The organism is Streptomyces sp. NPDC059373, from assembly GCF_042751495.1.
In the GTDB taxonomy this organism is placed as follows: domain Bacteria; phylum Actinomycetota; class Actinomycetes; order Streptomycetales; family Streptomycetaceae; genus Actinacidiphila.
The window spans coordinates 130,653-145,531 of sequence record NZ_JBHYXC010000020.1 but is presented as its reverse complement, the minus strand read 5'-3'; the positions used below and the strand labels follow the sequence as shown (position 1 = coordinate 145,531).

Genomic DNA, 14,879 nt, shown 5'->3' with positions numbered 1-14,879 from the left:
AGGCTCCCAGTAGACGACTGGGTTGATAGGCCGGATGTGGAAGCCCTGTAAGGGGTGGAGCTGACCGGTACTAATAGGCCGAGGGCTTGTCCTCATTTGCTCGCGTCCACTGTTTGGTTCCCGGGTTGCGAACAGTCGCACCGGTGAACACATGAGTCACTAACTAAAAAGTGTGCTTGTTCGCTTGGAGACACCCGATGGTGTTTCGGTGGTCATAGCGTTAGGGAAACGCCCGGTTACATTCCGAACCCGGAAGCTAAGCCTTTCAGCGCCGATGGTACTGCAGGGGGGACCCTGTGGGAGAGTAGGACACCGCCGAACAATCTTTCAGGACCCTCGGTCCCGGCCACAGCGCTGGGACCGAGGGTCTTTTTTATTGTGTTATCGCCGGTGCGCGTTCTCTCCGCGAGTACGAGAGACTTGCACTACAGCAGTACGAACCGACAGGAGTACCCGTCTATGTCCAACTCACCCGAGGAGCGGCCGGAGCGGCCCGAGCGCAGGGATTCGCGTCCGGGTCAGGGCCAGGGTGGCGGCGATCGCGGCGGCTTCCGCAGCAGCGGCCCCCGTAGGGACGGCGACCGGGCCGGCGCTGGCTCCCGCCGGAACGATGGCGGTGGCTTCCGCCGGGACGACCGTCCGCGCGACGACCGGCGTGACGACCGTCCGCGCGGTCCCCGTCGTGAGGACGACCGCGGCGGCCCCCGTCGCGATGACCGACGTGATGAGCGCCCGCGTAGTTTCGACCGCCCGCGCGACGACCGGCGTGATGACCGTCCGCGTGGTCCGCGTCGTGAGGACGACCGCGGTGCCCCCCGCCGCGACGACCGCCCGCGTGATGACCGCGGGGGATTCCGTGGTGGCGACCGCCGTGACGAGCGCCCCCGGACCTTTGACCGTCCGCGCAGCTTCGATCGTCCCCGGGATGACCGGCGCGATGACCGTCCCCGTGGTCCGCGTCGTGAGGACGACCGCGGTGGCCCCCGCCGTGATGACCGTCGTGACGAGCGTCCCCGTAGCTTCGATCGTCCTCGTGACGACCGGCGCGACGAGCGTCCGCGCAGCTTTGACCGTCCTCGTGACGACCGGCGCGACGAGCGTCCTCGTAGCTTCGATCGTCCCCGTGACGACCGCGGAGCTCCCCGTCGCGATGACCGTCGTGATGAGCGTCCGCGTAGCTTCGATCGTCCTCGTGACGACCGCCGTGACGAGCGTCCGCGCAGCTTTGACCGTCCCCGGGATGACCGGCGCGATGACCGTCCCCGTGGTCCGCGTCGTGAGGACGACCGTGGTGGCTTCCGGCGCGACGACCGTCGTGACGAGCGTCCCCGCAGTGGCGATCGGCGGCCGTCGGTGCAGGGTCGGGGGCGGTTCGAGAACCGTGGGCGGGATGACCGTCGGGAGGAGCGGGAGCCGGTCAAGCGGCTGCCGATTCCGGACGAGGTCACGGGCCAGGAGATCGACCCGAGCGTCCGGCAGGAGCTGATGAGCCTGCCGAAGGGGCTCGCGGATGATGTGGCGCGGAACCTGGTGATGGTGGCGCAGTTGCTGGACGAGGACCCGGAGGGCGCGTACGCGTACTCGCGGGTGGCGCTGCGGCTGGCGTCGCGTGTGGCGGCGGTCCGGGAGGCGGCCGGCTTCGCTTCGTACGCGACCGAGCGGTACGCGGAGGCGATCGCGGAGTTCCGGGCGACGCGGCGGATGACCGGAACGGTCGACCTCTGGCCGGTGATGGCGGACTGCGAGCGTGGTCTGGGCCGTCCGGAGCGGGCGCTCGAGATGGCCGGCGCGCCGGAGGTGCAGAAGCTGGACCGGGCCGGTCAGGTGGAGATGCGCCTGGTCGCGGCTGGTGCGCGGCAGGACATGGGTCAGGCGGAGGCCGCCGTGGTGACGCTGCAGAGCTCGGAGCTGGCGTCGAGCGCGGTGCACCCGTGGACGGCGCGGCTGCGCTATGCCTACGCGGACGCGCTGCTGGCGGTCGGTCGCGAGGGCGAGGCGCGCGACTGGTTCGCGAAGGCGCTGGAGGCCGACCAGAACGGTACGACGGACGCGTCCGACCGGCTCGCGCAGCTGGACGGGGTCGAGTTCGTGGACGTCCTCCCCGAGGAGGAGACCTCCGAGGAGCCCGAGGCCGAGGCCGCAACAAAGGCCGAGACAGAGCCGGAGGTCGAGACTGAGGCCGAGGCCGACGTCGAGGTCGACATCACCGATGAGGCCGAGCCGTCGACGTTCCTGGACGACCCGTTCAAGGAGCCGCAGAAGAGCGACGACGAGAGCTGAGTGAATGACGAAGGGCGGTACCCGCAATGAGGGTGCCGCCCTTCGTCATTCCGTGGTCTTTGAAGGTCATTCCAGTTCCAGGCTGCGCAGCACCAGTCCCGTGGCCGGTTTCGGGCCGAACGAGGTCGACTTGCGCGGCATGGTGACGCCCTGCCGGGCCAGCTCGCGTACGACGTCCTCGCGCACGGGATGCATCAGAACCGCCGTGCCGCCGAACCGTGCGGCCTGGTCGACGGCCGCCTGGGTGTCGTGGATGTACTGGATGTGCTCGGGGGCGTCGGGGACCTGCCAGACGCGGTCGAGCAGCAGGCAGTGCAGGACGGTGGCGTCGAGCCGGCGCCAGGCCTCGGGTCGGTCGTGCGGGACGGCCTCGTCGAGGAGCCGTGGGTCGGGGCGGTCCAGGAGGTGGAACCGGCCGTTGCCGCCGGTGAGGAGGAAGGCGTTGCCCGCGGCGGAGGCTGCCGCAAGGGCGTCGAGCGCGCGCTCCAGGGGCCCTTCGGTCTCCTGGACCCGGAAGGCGCCCCGCACCGTACGGATGGCGTCCTCGACGGGCAGGCGCGGTAGCACGCGGTGGATGGCGCGGACCCGGAGCGGGTAGCGGGCGCTGTCCACGAGCAGGACCAGGCCGTAGTCCCAGGGGCTGGGGCCGTGTTGCTCCTCCTGGAGGCGCAGGTAGGTGGCCCAGCGGTGGTGGCCGTCGGCGATGAGGGCCTGGTGGCGGGCGAGGTCGGCGTCGACGGCGGCGAGGTCGGCGGGATCGGTGAGGGTCCACAGGCGGTGCCGGATGCCGTCCTCGGTCGTGGTCTCCAGGAGGGGTTCGCGTTCCTGCGCCGTACGGTCGATGATCTCGGCGGCGGCGCCCCCGCCCTCGTACGTGAGGAGCAGCGGCTCCAGGTTGGCGGCGGTCGCGCGCATCAGCGAGGCGCGGTCCGCGACCGGGCCGGGCATGACGTCCTCGTGCGGGAGGACGACGCGCTCCTCGGGGCGGGTGAGGCGCAGGGCGCCGATCAGGCCGCGCTGGACGAGGTCGCCGTCGCGCTGCTCGTAGACGTAGAGGGCGGGCTCGCGGTCGGCGGCGAGGACGCCCTCCTCCTGCCACTGGAAGAGCGCCCAGGCGGCCTGGCGGTGGCGGGCGGCGGGGTCGGGCTCGTTGGGGAGGATCAGGCGTACGACGTTGTGCGGGTCGGAGGTCTCCAGCTCGCGCTGGCCGCCGGGCCGGACCACGACGTCGTACGGTGGCGAGGTGACGGCGGCCAGGCTGCCGACGCGCTCGGGTACGTAACGGAGCCCGCGGAACGGCGCCAGGCGCAGGCCGCCGGTGGCGGGTCCGTAAGTGCTCATCAGGGCATGTTACGCGGGTTGCACGGGCCCGGGATGATGGGAACAAGCCACCACCACACGAGGAGCGAGCCGTTTATGACCACCCGCACCGTACCGGCCTCCAGCGAGCAGACCCTGGACACGGCGTACGACACCGCGCTGCTCGACCTCGACGGTGTCGTGTACGCGGGCGGTGACGCCATCGCGCACGCCGTCGAGTCGCTCGGCACGGCGCGTGAGCACGGCATGCACCTCGCGTACGTCACCAACAACGCCGCCCGCACGCCGCAGGCGGTCGCCGGGCACCTCACCGAGCTCGGGGTGCCGGCCGAGGCGGGGGACGTGATCACCTCCGCGCAGGCCGTGGCCCGGCTGATCGCCGACCAGGTCCCGCAGGGGGCGCGGGTGCTGGCCGTCGGCGGGGACGGCCTGCTGGAGGCGCTGCGGGAGCGGGGGCTGGAGCCGGTGTCGTCGGCGGACGACGACCCGGCGGCGGTGGTGCAGGGCTATTCGCCGCAGGTGGGGTGGGCGCAGCTCGCGGAGGCCTCGTACGCGGTGAATCGGGGGGTGCCGTGGTTCGCGTCGAACACGGACCTGACGATTCCGACCGCGCGCGGCACCGCGCCGGGCAACGGCGCGCTGGTGGAGGTCGTACGGATCGCCACGGGCGCCGAGCCGCAGATCGCGGGCAAGCCGCTGCCGCCGATGCACCGCGAGACGGTGATCCGGACGGGGGCGAAGCGGCCCCTGGTGGTCGGTGACCGCCTCGACACGGACATCGAGGGTGCGAACGCGGGCGGCGTCGACTCGCTGCTGGTGCTGACCGGGGTGACGGACGCCGCGCTGCTGCTGAGGGCGGAGCCGAAGTACCGGCCGACGTATGTGGACGCGGACCTGCGGGGGCTGCTGGAGCCGCAGCCGGCGGTCGCGGCGTCCGGGGACGGCTTCGAGTGCGGGGGATGGACGGCTTCGGCGGGGGAGAGCGCGCTGGTCCTGGAGGGTGAGGGCGGCGAGCCGATGGATGGGCTGCGGGCGCTGTGCGCTGCCGCGTGGACGGTGGCGGGGGAGGGGTCGTGCGGGCTGGACGCGGGGAAGGCACTGGCCTGGCTGGGGCTGTAGGCGGGATTCCTTCCCCCACCCGGTCGCTGCGCTCGCCACTGCGGAACGCCTGCCCCACACACGGCTCAGGGCAGGGATCGGAAGAAGGCGATGAGGGCTGCGGTGAGCTCGGCTGGTGCGTCTTCTTGGACCAGGTGGCCCGCGCCGGGGATGAGGTCCAGGTGTGCGCCGGGGATGCGGGCGGCGAGGTCGTGGCCTTTGGAGGCGGGGATCCAGGTGTCGTCGGCGCCCCAGAAGACCCGGGCCGGGATGGCGATGTCGGCGTAGTGGTCCTGGACCTCGTCGGTGTGGCGCTGGTCAGCCTGGGCGATCTGCCGGTAGAAGGCGGCCTGGCCGGTTTCGTCGGACGACCAGGGGGCGACGAGCCGGTCGAGGACGGCGGGATGGAGGCCGCGGGCGCTGGCGGTGCCGACGTATTCGCGTACGAGTGCGCGGTGCAGGGCGAGCGGTAGCTGCTCGAAGACCTCGGAGTGCTCGCCGACCAGGCGGAAGAAGGGCGAGCCCCAGGGTGCCAGCGCCACCGGGTCGACCAGGGCGAGTGCGCGGTAGTGGGCGCCGTGCAGCAGGTGAGCACGCAGCGCGACGGCGCCGCCGAAGTCATGGGCGGCGACGAGGGGAAGCCGCTCGGTCAGGCCCCAGTGCGCCAGCAGCTCGGTGAACACCCGGCCCTGGGCGGCGAGGGAGACGTCCTGGCCGGGGAACTTCTCCGATTGGCCGTAGCCGGGCATGTCCCATACGAACACCTGGTGATCGCGGGCGAGGGAGCGGGCGACGGCCCGCCACACGTACGACGAGAAGGGCGTCCCGTGCAGCAGGACCACCGGGTCCCTGCCGGGCGGACCGAGGCGGCCCCAGCGGACCTCGCCGGAAGCGGTGCGGGCGCGTTCGGTGAGCTGCCAGTGGTCGGTCAAGGGCCGTCCTCCCAGGTCTAGAGCAGCTTGCGCAGGCGCAGCAGATCGCGGAGGCCCGCCTCCAGCTTGACGCGGCCGCTGCCCCAGGCCCGCGCGAAGTGCAGCTCGCCGTTGACCAGGGAGACCAGGTCGTCGCCGGCCATGGTGAGGCGTATTTCGGCCCTGCTGGGCGGCGGGCCGTGGAGGGTGGTCACGTCCCTGATGTGGCCGTCGGTGAGCCGTCCGACGAAGGTGATGTCGAGGTCGGTGATGTGGCAGCTCAGCGAGCGGTCCATCGCGGCGGCGCTGCGGACGTCGCCCTCGGCCTTCGCGAGATTCTCCGACAGCTGGTCGAGCGCGCTGCGGCACTCCTCGATGGTCGCCATCGGTGGTGCGTCTCCCGTCCGGGTGCTGAGTGATCGGATCCGACCGTACCGCAGGGCACTGACAACCGGAGATGGCACGGTAGGCGGTAGCGTCAGGGACGGTAGCTTCACGAGCGAGGAGTGAGAAACGATGCGGGACGCGCTGCGCACCTGCCTGCAGATCGCGGGCGGTCTGACCGAGGCCACGCGGCGGCGGGCTACCGCCGCGGCGAAGGATCTGATCGACCAGACCGGAATAGACGTCGACGACCTCCAGCGTCAGGCGCAGGCCTTCGCCGACGATCTCATCGCCTCCGGGCGGGCCAACCGGGATCTCCTGCTCGGGCTCGTACGGGAAGAGGTCGACAAGACCATGACCCGTGTCGGCCGCCTCGCCGACGACGTCACCAAGGTCGGAGTCGTCCTCGAGGCGCTCGAGCGCCGTGTACGCAACCTCGAGCGCGACGAGGCCCCCGCCGACGAGCCCGCGGCTCCGCCGGTGGCCGTGCCGCCTGCGCCTGCCCCGGCCCCCGCTCACCCCGCGCCCGCCCCGGCTCCGACGAAGAACGCGGCCCCAGCCGGGAAGCCCGCCCCCGCACCGCCCAGTGCTGCCGAAGCCGGGACCGCCGCCGCCCCCAAGAGGGCTGTCCCCGCCAAGAAGGCGGCCCCTGCCAAGAAGGCCCCGGCGGCGAAGAAGGCTGCCCCTGCCAAGAAGGCCCCGGCGGCGAAGAAGGCGGCCCCGGCGAAGAAGGCGACCCCGGCCACGACGGCTGCCTCCGCCAAGACGGCTGCCCCTACGACGAAGACGGCACCCGCCAAGAAGGCCCCGGCCGCGAAGAAGGCGGCCCCCGCCAAGGAGGCCGCCGCCCCCGCCACGACGGCCACCCCCGCGAAGAAGGCTGCCCCTGCCAAGAAGGCGCCGGCCGCGAAGAAAGCCGCCCCGGCGAAGAAGGCCACCCCGGCCACCACGGTCGCCCCCGCCAAGGAGGCCGCCGCTCCCGCCAAGACGGCTGCCCCTGCGACGAAGACGGCACCCGCCAAGAAGGCCCCGGCCGCGAAGAAGGCGGCCCCGGCGAAGAAGGCCACCCCGGCCAAGAAGGCCACGCCCGCCAAGAAGGCGCCCGGCCCGGTCCCGTTGACGCCGGAGGCGGAGGCGGAGGGTGAGTGAGCCGGTGTGGGACGGAGAGGCCGAGGGGACGACCGCCGCTGAGGCGCTTGCCGAGCGCCCCGAACCCGGACCCGGGCCCGGGGTGGACGAGGCGGCCGGCCGGGCCCCGGAAGCGGCCCCGCTGGGGGTAGCAGTGCAGGCTACGGGGCATCCGGAGGTGGACGCGCTGCTGACGAGGCTGGGGGACGCGGACATACTGCCGACGGAGGACCATATCGAGGTGTACGAGGATGTACACCGTGGGCTGCGCGACGCGCTCACCGCACTCGACGACAACAGGAGCTGAACCGCACGTGGCAGTGGCACGACGCCGACTCGACGCCGAGCTGGTGCGCCGGAATCTCGCCCGGTCGCGCGAGCACGCGAGCCAGCTGATCGCGGCCGGCCGCGTGACGGTCGGCGGGGCGACGGCGACGAAGGCGGCCACGCAGGTGGAGACCAGCGCGGCCGTGGTGGTCGTGAAGGACGACACCGACCCGGAGTACGTGTCGCGCGGTGGGCACAAGCTCGCCGGGGCGCTGGCGGCGTTCGTGCCCGAGGGCCTGCGGGTGGAGGGCCGGCGGGCGCTGGACGCGGGGGCGTCGACCGGCGGCTTCACGGACGTGCTACTGCGCAACGGAGCCACGCGGGTCGTGGCGGTGGACGTCGGCTACGGACAGCTCGCGTGGTCGCTGCAGAGTGATGAACGCGTCACCGTCAAGGACCGTACTAACGTCCGCGAGTTGACGCTGGAGCAGATCGACAACGAGCCGGCGGACATCATCGTCGGCGACCTGTCCTTCATCCCGCTGGGACTCGTACTGCCGGCCCTGGTCCGCTGTGCCGCGCCGGACGCGGACCTGGTGCTGATGGTCAAGCCGCAGTTCGAGGTGGGGAAGGAGCGGCTGGGGAGTGGTGGTGTCGTTCGGAGTACGCAGTTGCGTGCCGATGCCGTACGGAATGTGGCGAGGCAGGCGGCCGGGCTGGGGCTTGGCGTGCTGGGCGTGACGGCGAGCCCGTTGCCGGGACCGTCGGGCAATGTGGAGTACTTTCTGTGGCTGCGCGCCGGGGCGCCTGAGCTGGACCCGGCGGATGTCGACCGTGCTGTGGCGGAGGGGCCCCGTTGAGCGATACGGATACGCAAGAGCTACGCACCGTGTTCCTGCTGGCGCACACCGGGCGCCCGGCGGCGATCCGCAGTGCCGAGCGGGTCGTGCGCGGCCTGACGCGCTGCGGCATCGGGGTGCGCATGCTGGCCGACGAGGCGGCGGACATGTCGCTGCCGGGCGAGCTCGTGGTCGAGACGGTGCAGGAGGTCGGCCCGGCGTCCGTCGAGGGTTGTGAGCTGATCATCGTGCTGGGCGGCGACGGCACACTGCTGCGCGGCGCGGAGTTCGCCCGGGCGTCCGGGGTGCCGATGCTCGGCGTCAACCTGGGCCGGGTCGGCTTCCTCGCGGAGGCGGAGCGGGACGACCTGGACAAGGTGGTCGACCGGGTCGCCACCAAGGAGTACGAGGTCGAGGAGCGTATGACGATCGACGTCCTCGTGCGCAACGACGGCCACGTCGTGCATGTGGACTGGGCGCTCAACGAGGCCTCGGTCGAGAAGCAGGCGCGCGAGCGCATGATCGAGGTCGTGACGGAGGTCGACGGCCGGCCGGTCTCGCGGTTCGGCGGGGACGGTGTGGTCTGCGCGACCCCGACCGGGTCGACGGCGTACGCCTTCTCGGCGGGCGGGCCTGTGGTGTGGCCGGAGGTCGAGGCGTTGCTTATGGTGCCGATCAGCGCGCACGCGCTGTTCGCCAAGCCCCTGGTGACCTCGCCGACGTCGGTGCTGGCGGTGGAGGTGCAGCCGCAGACCCCGCACGGCGTGCTGTGGTGCGACGGGCGGCGGACGGTGGAACTGCCCGCGGGTGCGCGGGTCGAGGTGCGCAGGGGCGCGGTGCCGGTGCGGCTGGCGCGGCTGCATCACGCGTCGTTCACGGACCGGCTGGTGGCGAAGTTCGCCCTGCCGGTGGCGGGATGGCGGGGCGCGCCGCACTGACGTCGCCATGGCGGCGTACTGACCTGTGACTGACCAGTCGGGGAGGTCCGTCGCGCGGGGGGTCGTAAACCTCGTATGGTCGTATCCGTGTTGGAGGAGATGCGGATCCGGTCGCTGGGAGTCATCGAGGACGCCGTGGTGGAGTTGTCACCCGGTTTCACGGCGGTGACCGGCGAGACCGGCGCGGGCAAGACCATGGTCGTCACGAGCCTCGGCCTGCTGCTCGGCGGCCGTGCCGATCCCGCGTTGGTGCGGATCGGCTCGAAGTCGGCGTCGGTGGAGGGGCGGATCACCCTGCCGGCGGACTCCCCGGTCGCGGTGCGAGCCGAGGAGGCGGGCGCCGAGCTGGACGACGGCGCGCTGCTCATCGGCCGTACGGTCTCGGCGGAGGGGCGGTCCCGGGCATTCATCGGGGGCCGCGCCGTTCCGGTCGGACTGCTGGGCGAGCTGGCGGACGAGCTGGTCGCCGTGCACGGCCAGACCGACCAGCAGGGCCTGCTGCGGCCCGCCCGGCAGCGGGAGGCGCTGGACCGGTACGCGGGCGACGCGGTGGCGGTGCCGCTGGCGAAGTACGGGGCCGCCTACCGTCGGCTGCGGGAGGTCGCCGCCGAGCTGGACGAGCTGACCACCCGGGCCCGGGAGCGGGCCCAGGAAGCAGATCTGCTGCGCTTCGGGCTGGAGGAGGTCGCGGCGGCCGAGCCGGTGGCCGGCGAGGACGTCGAGCTGGCCGCCGAGGCGGAACGGCTCGGGCACGCCGAGGCGCTGGCCTCGGCCGCCGCGATCGCCCATGCCGCGATGGCCGGCAACCCGGAGGACCCGGAGGGCGTCGACGCCGGCGCCCTGGTCGCGGGTGCGCAGCGGGCGCTGGACGCCGTACGGTCCCACGACCCGGCGCTGGCCGCGCTCGCGGAACGGCTCGGCGAGATCGGCATCCTGCTGGGCGACGTGGCCGGTGAGCTGGCGGGCTACGCGGACAACCTCGACGCCGATCCACTGCGGCTGGCGGCGGTGGAGGAACGCCGGTCGGTGCTCGCGCATCTGACCCGTAAGTACGGCGGCGACATCGACGAGGTCCTGGCCTGGGCGGAGGACAGCGCCGCCCGGCTCGGTGAGCTGGAGGGCGATGACGAGCGCATCGCCGAGCTGGCCGCCGAGCGCGACGCCCTCCGGGGCGAGCTGGGCGACCTCGCGCAGGCGCTGACCGATGCCCGTACGGAGGCCGCGGAGCGGTTCGGCCAGGCGGTGACCACCGAGCTGGCGGAGCTGGCCATGCCGCACGCCAGGGTGGGCGTCGCGATCCGGCAGGCGGACGACGGCGAGGGCATCGAGGTCGGCGGGCGGCTGGTGGCCTTCGGTGCGACCGGCGCAGACGAGGTCGAGCTGCAGCTCGCCCCCCACCCGGGCGCGCAGGCCAGGCCGATCGCCAAGGGCGCCTCGGGCGGTGAGCTGTCGCGGGTGATGCTCGCGGTCGAGGTCGTCTTCGCCGGGTCCGACCCGGTGCCGACCTATCTCTTCGATGAGGTCGACGCCGGTGTCGGCGGTAAGGCCGCCGTCGAGGTCGGCCGGCGCCTGGCCCGCCTGGCGCGTACCGCCCAGGTCGTCGTCGTCACGCACCTGCCGCAGGTCGCCGCCTTCGCCGACCGGCAGCTCCTGGTCGAGAAGACCAACGACGGGTCGGTGACCCGCAGCGGTGTCAAGGTCCTCGAGGGCGACGAGCGCGTACGGGAGCTCTCGCGGATGCTGGCCGGGCTGGAGGACTCCGAGCTCGGCCGGGCCCACGCCGAGGAACTGCTGGCGGCGGCCCGCGAGGCGCGCTGACGGGGCCGGGGTCGGCCGATCCAGGCAATGGTTGCTAACCGGAGAGGTCTCCGCTACCTTCTGAAGGGAAGCGGAGAACTCTCCGGTATGTCTGCCTACTCCCAGGAGCCCTCGTGCGCTACATCAAACTCGGCAACAGCGGCCTGGATGTCTCCCCCGTCGCCATCGGCGCCATGACCTACGGCGAGCCCGACCGCGGCCATCCGGTCTGGTCCCTCGGCGAGGAGGACAGCCGCCTCCTGATCAAGCACGCCCTGGACGCGGGCATCAACTTCTTCGACACCGCGAACATGTACTCCCTCGGCTCCAGCGAGGAGATCCTGGGCCGCGCCCTGAACGACTACGCCGACCGCGACGACGTGGTCATCTGCACCAAGGTCCGCCACACCATGCGCCCCGGACCGAACGGGAAGGGGCTGTCCCGCAAGGCGATCATGACCGAGATCGACCACAGCCTGCGCCGCCTGGGCACGGACCATGTCGACGTCTACATGATCCACCGGCTCGACAACGACACCCCGCTCGAGGAGACCCTCGAAGCCCTGAACGACCTGGTGAAGGCCGGCAAGGTCCGCTACCTCGGTGCCTCCTCCATGCGGGCCTTCGAGTTCTCCAAGTGCCTGCACCTGCAGAAGGAGCACGGCTGGGCCCGCTTCATCACCATGCAGGACCACTACAACCTCCTCGCCCGCGAGGAGGAGCGCGAAATGCTGCCGCTGTGCGCCGACGAGGGCGTGGGCACCATGGTCTGGAGCCCTCTCGCCCGCGGCCGCCTCGCCCGTCCCTGGAAGGCCGAGACCGCCCGCTCCACCAGCGACGGCTTCGCCGACATGCTCTACACCGACCTCACCGCCGACAGCGATCACGCCGTCATCGACGCCGTCGGCGCGATCGCCGACGCGCATGGCGTCAGCCGCGCCCAGATCGCCCTGGCCTGGCTGCGCCACAATCCCGTCGTCGCCGCCCCCGTCGTCGGCGCGAGCAGGACGTCCCAGATCGACGACGCCGTCGCCTCCCTGACCATCCACCTCACCGACGAGGAACTCCTCCAGCTCCAGCGCCCCTACACCCCGCGCCACGACCTCCAGGGCATCTCCGACGACGCCGCACTGGAGCGCATCAAGTCGCAGATCCCCGGCTTCAACCCCGAAGCCTGACGTCAGCTCTCGCGGCTCCAGTAGGCGTGCGCGGTACGAATCCGGGCCAGGGCCGCGTCAGAGTCCGGCAGCCCCTTCAGGTCGTCGAGCAGGTCCGCCAGCAGAAGCACCGCCCGCGCCGGACGGCCCGCGATGCCGGTGGCCGCCGCGTGGTTCAGGCGCACCTGGACGCTGAACTCGTCGGCCGGGCCCAGGGCCTCCACGGCGTCCTCGGCGAGGGCCGCGAGGAGCCGGGCCAGCTGCGCGGACCGTACGGGGTCCGGGACGGGCATGGTGGGGGAGGGCTCGGTCAGGCGCTTCAGCCGCTGGGCGAAGCGGGCCCGGGAACGGAGTCCGGCCCTGCCGCAGGCGGTGCCGAACGCCCGGTTGGGGGCCAGCGCGAGGTCTGCGCTGTCGTCCACCGACCGCTGGTGCGGGACGGGGAGGAACCCCGGGAGAAGTCCTGCGGAGGGCGCGGGGGTGGTGGGCAGCACGACGGACAGCCGCCGGTGGACGGTGGCCAGGTCGAGGTGTTCGGGGCCGTCGGGGATACCCTCGTCCAGGAGCCGCAGCAGCTCGCCGGTGAAGCCGGTGAAGTGCGATGCCGGGTCGAACAGCGCCTTCTCCGTGGGGCCGCACGCGGTGAGCAGGTGGATGCCGCCCGGCGTGTTCAGGGCCCGGCCCGAGAAGCAGCAGTCAAGGACCGCCACCTTGTGCGCCGCCGGGGACTCGTCCATCAGGTGCGCGACCTCGGCGAAGGGCAGGGACTGCGCCGGATCGCCGCCGCCCTGCGCCTCGGCGGAGACCTTGAGGGCCAGGCAGAGCCGGTCGTCGCGCCCGAGCAGCCCGTGCCCGGCGAAGTAGAAGAGCAGCAGCCTGGCCTGCGGGTCACCCGCGAGGTCCCGGAGCGGGTCGAGGACGTCCCGCTGCGTGACCGGGTCGCGTACGAGCCGGACCTGCCGGGGGTCGAACAGCCCGTCTTCACCGGTCAGGGCGGCGGCGAAGGCCTCGGCCGAGTCGGTGGCCTGCGGCAGCGGGGGCAGCCGGCTCGGCGGGACGTGCACGGCCGTACCGACCACCAGCACTCGGCAGGCGTCGGGCTCCGGCAGCCGGACGGCCCACCTCATCACGTCGGGTTCTGGGGCGGCGACGCGAACCTGGACAGCTGTTCCACCAGCGCGGACGCCGCCTCCGGCCCACCCGCCGAGCCGCTGATCCGGGCTCCGTCGGGGCGGGTCGCCTCGAACTCGATGCGCCGGCCGGCGGAACGCTGCTCAAGCCACAGATAGAACGCGTTGGTGATCGCGGCGACCAGCGCGGCCGAGGCGTTGGCGATGTCGACCGCCATGGCCAGGTCGCCCTGTTCGCCGGGGCGCGGCGGTGCCGTCCGCAGCCCTGCCGTCCCCCGCAGCGGGCCGGTGCTGTTGATCCACGCGGCCAGATCCCTGCTGAGCGCGTCGGCCTCGGCAGGTGTTCCCGCGAAGGTGAAGGACAGGGCTTTCCCGGTCATGCTCGTATTTCTCCTGTGTCGTCGTCCTGGAAGTTCTCCCAGCCGGTACGGACGTCCTCCTCGGCAGGACGCGGCACCGGAACCGCCGGCGGCCCGTCCGAGGCCCGCCGCCGGTAGGCGAACAGCTCGGTGCCGCCCGGCTCCTCGTGCGGCAGCCGGAAGGCGGCCGAGGCCTCGTCGGCGTCGACCAGATCGCTCAGCGAGGCCACGAGGCCGGGATCGCTCAGCCAGCGTTGGGGTGCTGCGGGGTCCCGCAACTGCTCGGGGACCTCCTGCCAGTACGTCTCCTCCTGCCACAGGCGGTTGATGCCCAGCAGGTTGGCGCAGGCCGCCTGCCACTCCGCGGAATCCCGGGGTACGCGGACCACCGCCCCGCCCGTCGGGGACAGGGTGCGGGCCAGCGGCTCGGTCAGGGCGGGCGGCACGGGCTCCGGCCCCTCGGTCGCCACGGAGACGCGGATGCGGTGCAGCGGGCCGGGGCCCCGGTAACGCTCGGCGCCCGCCAGGTAGAGCTGCTCGGCGTACGCGGCGAACGGGTCGCCCGGCACGGGGTGCCCGAACAACGGGTCCGGCGGCCCCGGCGCCGCGAGCACCCCGAAGGCCTGCGCCCGGTAGGTCAGCGCTTCGCTCAGCCTGGCGGGGGCGACGCAGGGTTCCAGGCACACGCTCACCACCGCCCGCCGGGGATACCGGGCCAGCTGCGTCCATACCGCCTCCCACGAGGGGTCCTGGGCGTCCAGCCGGGCCACGGCGATCCCGTAGCGCTCGTTGTGCCAGGCCCGGGTCAGCCGGCGGTGCTCGATCAGCTTGCGTATCTCGGCGATGCCCCCCGGGCGCGGGGTGAACGGGGTGAGCAGCCGTTCGATCTCCGCGCTGTCGGTGACCCGGTCGGCCACCGCGTGGCCCGGCGGCCGGCCCAGCACCCCGCACAGCTCCTCGGCGGCCCGCTCGGCAGCCACCGGATCCGCTCCGAGCACCTGGGCGAACAGGACGGACGTGATCCGGCCGTCCGCCGGATCGTTGAGATGGCGCAGCTCCCAGCGGACCGGCAGCCGGTCCGTCCACAGCGCGGCCAGCCAGTCCCGCTCCGCGGCGGCCGTCGCGGCCCGGCGCCGCTCCTGCGACAGCTCCGGGTAGTAGCCCTCGGCCGCGCGGCTCGGGGACAGCCGGAAGGCGACGTACGCCCAGCTGTCCCCACCGGAATCGCCGCGGACGAGCACACCGCCGGCAGCGGACCCGGTCATGAGCCT

Annotated in this window: 15 protein-coding genes and 2 rRNA genes; 11 read left to right on the top strand and 6 right to left on the bottom strand. The window is 72.7% G+C overall.

Annotation, left to right across the window (positions count from 1 at the left end; translation table 11 throughout):
• The 4 genes from ACFXJ5_RS25270 to ACFXJ5_RS25255 form a co-directional block, all read left to right on the top strand.
• Window positions 1-94 (top strand): 23S ribosomal RNA (locus tag ACFXJ5_RS25270); the annotation flags it as partial.
• A gap of 110 nt (window positions 95-204) precedes the next feature.
• Window positions 205-321 (top strand): 5S ribosomal RNA (gene rrf, locus ACFXJ5_RS25265).
• A 289-nt stretch (window positions 322-610) separates the two neighbouring features.
• Window positions 611-1,486 (top strand): hypothetical protein, encoded by an 876-nt coding sequence (locus ACFXJ5_RS25260; RefSeq protein WP_384635219.1) that lies wholly within the window; start codon window positions 611-613, stop codon window positions 1,484-1,486.
• Window positions 1,426-2,280, top strand: coding sequence for a hypothetical protein (locus tag ACFXJ5_RS25255; protein ID WP_384635242.1), 855 nt, complete (start codon window positions 1,426-1,428; stop codon window positions 2,278-2,280). Before ACFXJ5_RS25260 ends, ACFXJ5_RS25255 begins: the two co-directional genes overlap by 61 nt.
• Before the next feature lie 66 nt (window positions 2,281-2,346).
• Here the strand turns inward: ACFXJ5_RS25255 and ACFXJ5_RS25250 are convergent, their stop codons facing one another.
• A complete protein-coding gene (locus ACFXJ5_RS25250; protein WP_384635216.1) occupies window positions 2,347-3,621 on the bottom strand; it encodes a DUF1015 family protein in 1,275 nt (424 codons plus the stop codon).
• Between the two features lie 75 nt (window positions 3,622-3,696).
• Between ACFXJ5_RS25250 and ACFXJ5_RS25245 the strand changes: the two genes are divergently transcribed.
• A complete protein-coding gene (locus tag ACFXJ5_RS25245; RefSeq protein ID WP_384635213.1) occupies window positions 3,697-4,719 on the top strand; it encodes an HAD-IIA family hydrolase in 1,023 nt (340 codons plus the stop codon).
• A 65-nt stretch (window positions 4,720-4,784) separates the two neighbouring features.
• On the opposite strand, the gene ACFXJ5_RS25240 is transcribed toward ACFXJ5_RS25245, so the two are convergent.
• Both ACFXJ5_RS25240 and ACFXJ5_RS25235 read right to left on the bottom strand, forming a co-directional pair.
• On the bottom strand, window positions 4,785-5,630 hold the full coding sequence (locus tag ACFXJ5_RS25240; RefSeq protein WP_384635210.1) for an alpha/beta fold hydrolase: 846 nt from the start codon (window positions 5,628-5,630) through the stop codon (window positions 4,785-4,787).
• A 17-nt stretch (window positions 5,631-5,647) separates the two neighbouring features.
• Window positions 5,648-5,995 carry a sterol-binding protein gene (locus ACFXJ5_RS25235; protein ID WP_384635207.1) on the bottom strand — a complete coding sequence of 116 codons (348 nt, stop codon included), beginning with the start codon at window positions 5,993-5,995 and terminating at the stop codon, window positions 5,648-5,650.
• A gap of 130 nt (window positions 5,996-6,125) precedes the next feature.
• Between ACFXJ5_RS25235 and ACFXJ5_RS25230 the strand changes: the two genes are divergently transcribed.
• The 6 genes from ACFXJ5_RS25230 to ACFXJ5_RS25205 all read left to right on the top strand — a co-directional run bounded on the left by ACFXJ5_RS25230 (window position 6,126) and on the right by ACFXJ5_RS25205 (window position 12,140).
• Entirely contained in the window at window positions 6,126-7,142 is a 1,017-nt protein-coding gene (locus ACFXJ5_RS25230) for a histone (protein ID WP_384635204.1), read from the top strand.
• Entirely contained in the window at window positions 7,135-7,428 is a 294-nt protein-coding gene (locus ACFXJ5_RS25225) for a hypothetical protein (protein WP_384635202.1), read from the top strand. Before ACFXJ5_RS25230 ends, ACFXJ5_RS25225 begins: the two co-directional genes overlap by 8 nt.
• Before the next feature lie 13 nt (window positions 7,429-7,441).
• On the top strand, window positions 7,442-8,248 hold the full coding sequence (locus ACFXJ5_RS25220; RefSeq protein ID WP_384635239.1) for a TlyA family RNA methyltransferase: 807 nt from the start codon (window positions 7,442-7,444) through the stop codon (window positions 8,246-8,248).
• Entirely contained in the window at window positions 8,245-9,165 is a 921-nt protein-coding gene (locus ACFXJ5_RS25215) for an NAD kinase (protein ID WP_384635199.1), read from the top strand. Before ACFXJ5_RS25220 ends, ACFXJ5_RS25215 begins: the two co-directional genes overlap by 4 nt.
• Window positions 9,166-9,240: 75 nt before the next feature.
• A complete protein-coding gene (gene recN, locus ACFXJ5_RS25210; RefSeq protein WP_384635197.1) occupies window positions 9,241-10,983 on the top strand; it encodes a DNA repair protein RecN in 1,743 nt (580 codons plus the stop codon).
• 113 nt (window positions 10,984-11,096) lie between these two features.
• Window positions 11,097-12,140 (top strand): aldo/keto reductase, encoded by a 1,044-nt coding sequence (locus ACFXJ5_RS25205; protein ID WP_384635194.1) that lies wholly within the window; start codon window positions 11,097-11,099, stop codon window positions 12,138-12,140.
• 2 nt (window positions 12,141-12,142) lie between these two features.
• Here the strand turns inward: ACFXJ5_RS25205 and ACFXJ5_RS25200 are convergent, their stop codons facing one another.
• From ACFXJ5_RS25200 to ACFXJ5_RS25190, 3 genes are read right to left on the bottom strand one after another with little or no spacing between them, the layout of a single operon-like run.
• Window positions 12,143-13,246, bottom strand: coding sequence for a caspase domain-containing protein (locus ACFXJ5_RS25200; protein ID WP_384635191.1), 1,104 nt, complete (start codon window positions 13,244-13,246; stop codon window positions 12,143-12,145).
• The gene (locus tag ACFXJ5_RS25195) at window positions 13,246-13,629 is read right to left on the bottom strand and encodes an effector-associated constant component EACC1 (protein ID WP_384635188.1); all 384 of its coding nucleotides are present in this window, start codon (window positions 13,627-13,629) and stop codon (window positions 13,246-13,248) included. The genes ACFXJ5_RS25200 and ACFXJ5_RS25195 overlap by 1 nt, the downstream gene beginning before the upstream one ends.
• Window positions 13,626-14,873, bottom strand: a complete 1,248-nt coding sequence (locus ACFXJ5_RS25190; RefSeq protein WP_384635185.1) for a hypothetical protein — start codon at window positions 14,871-14,873, stop codon at window positions 13,626-13,628. Before ACFXJ5_RS25190 ends, ACFXJ5_RS25195 begins: the two co-directional genes overlap by 4 nt.
• Between the last annotated feature and the right edge of the window lie 6 nt (window positions 14,874-14,879).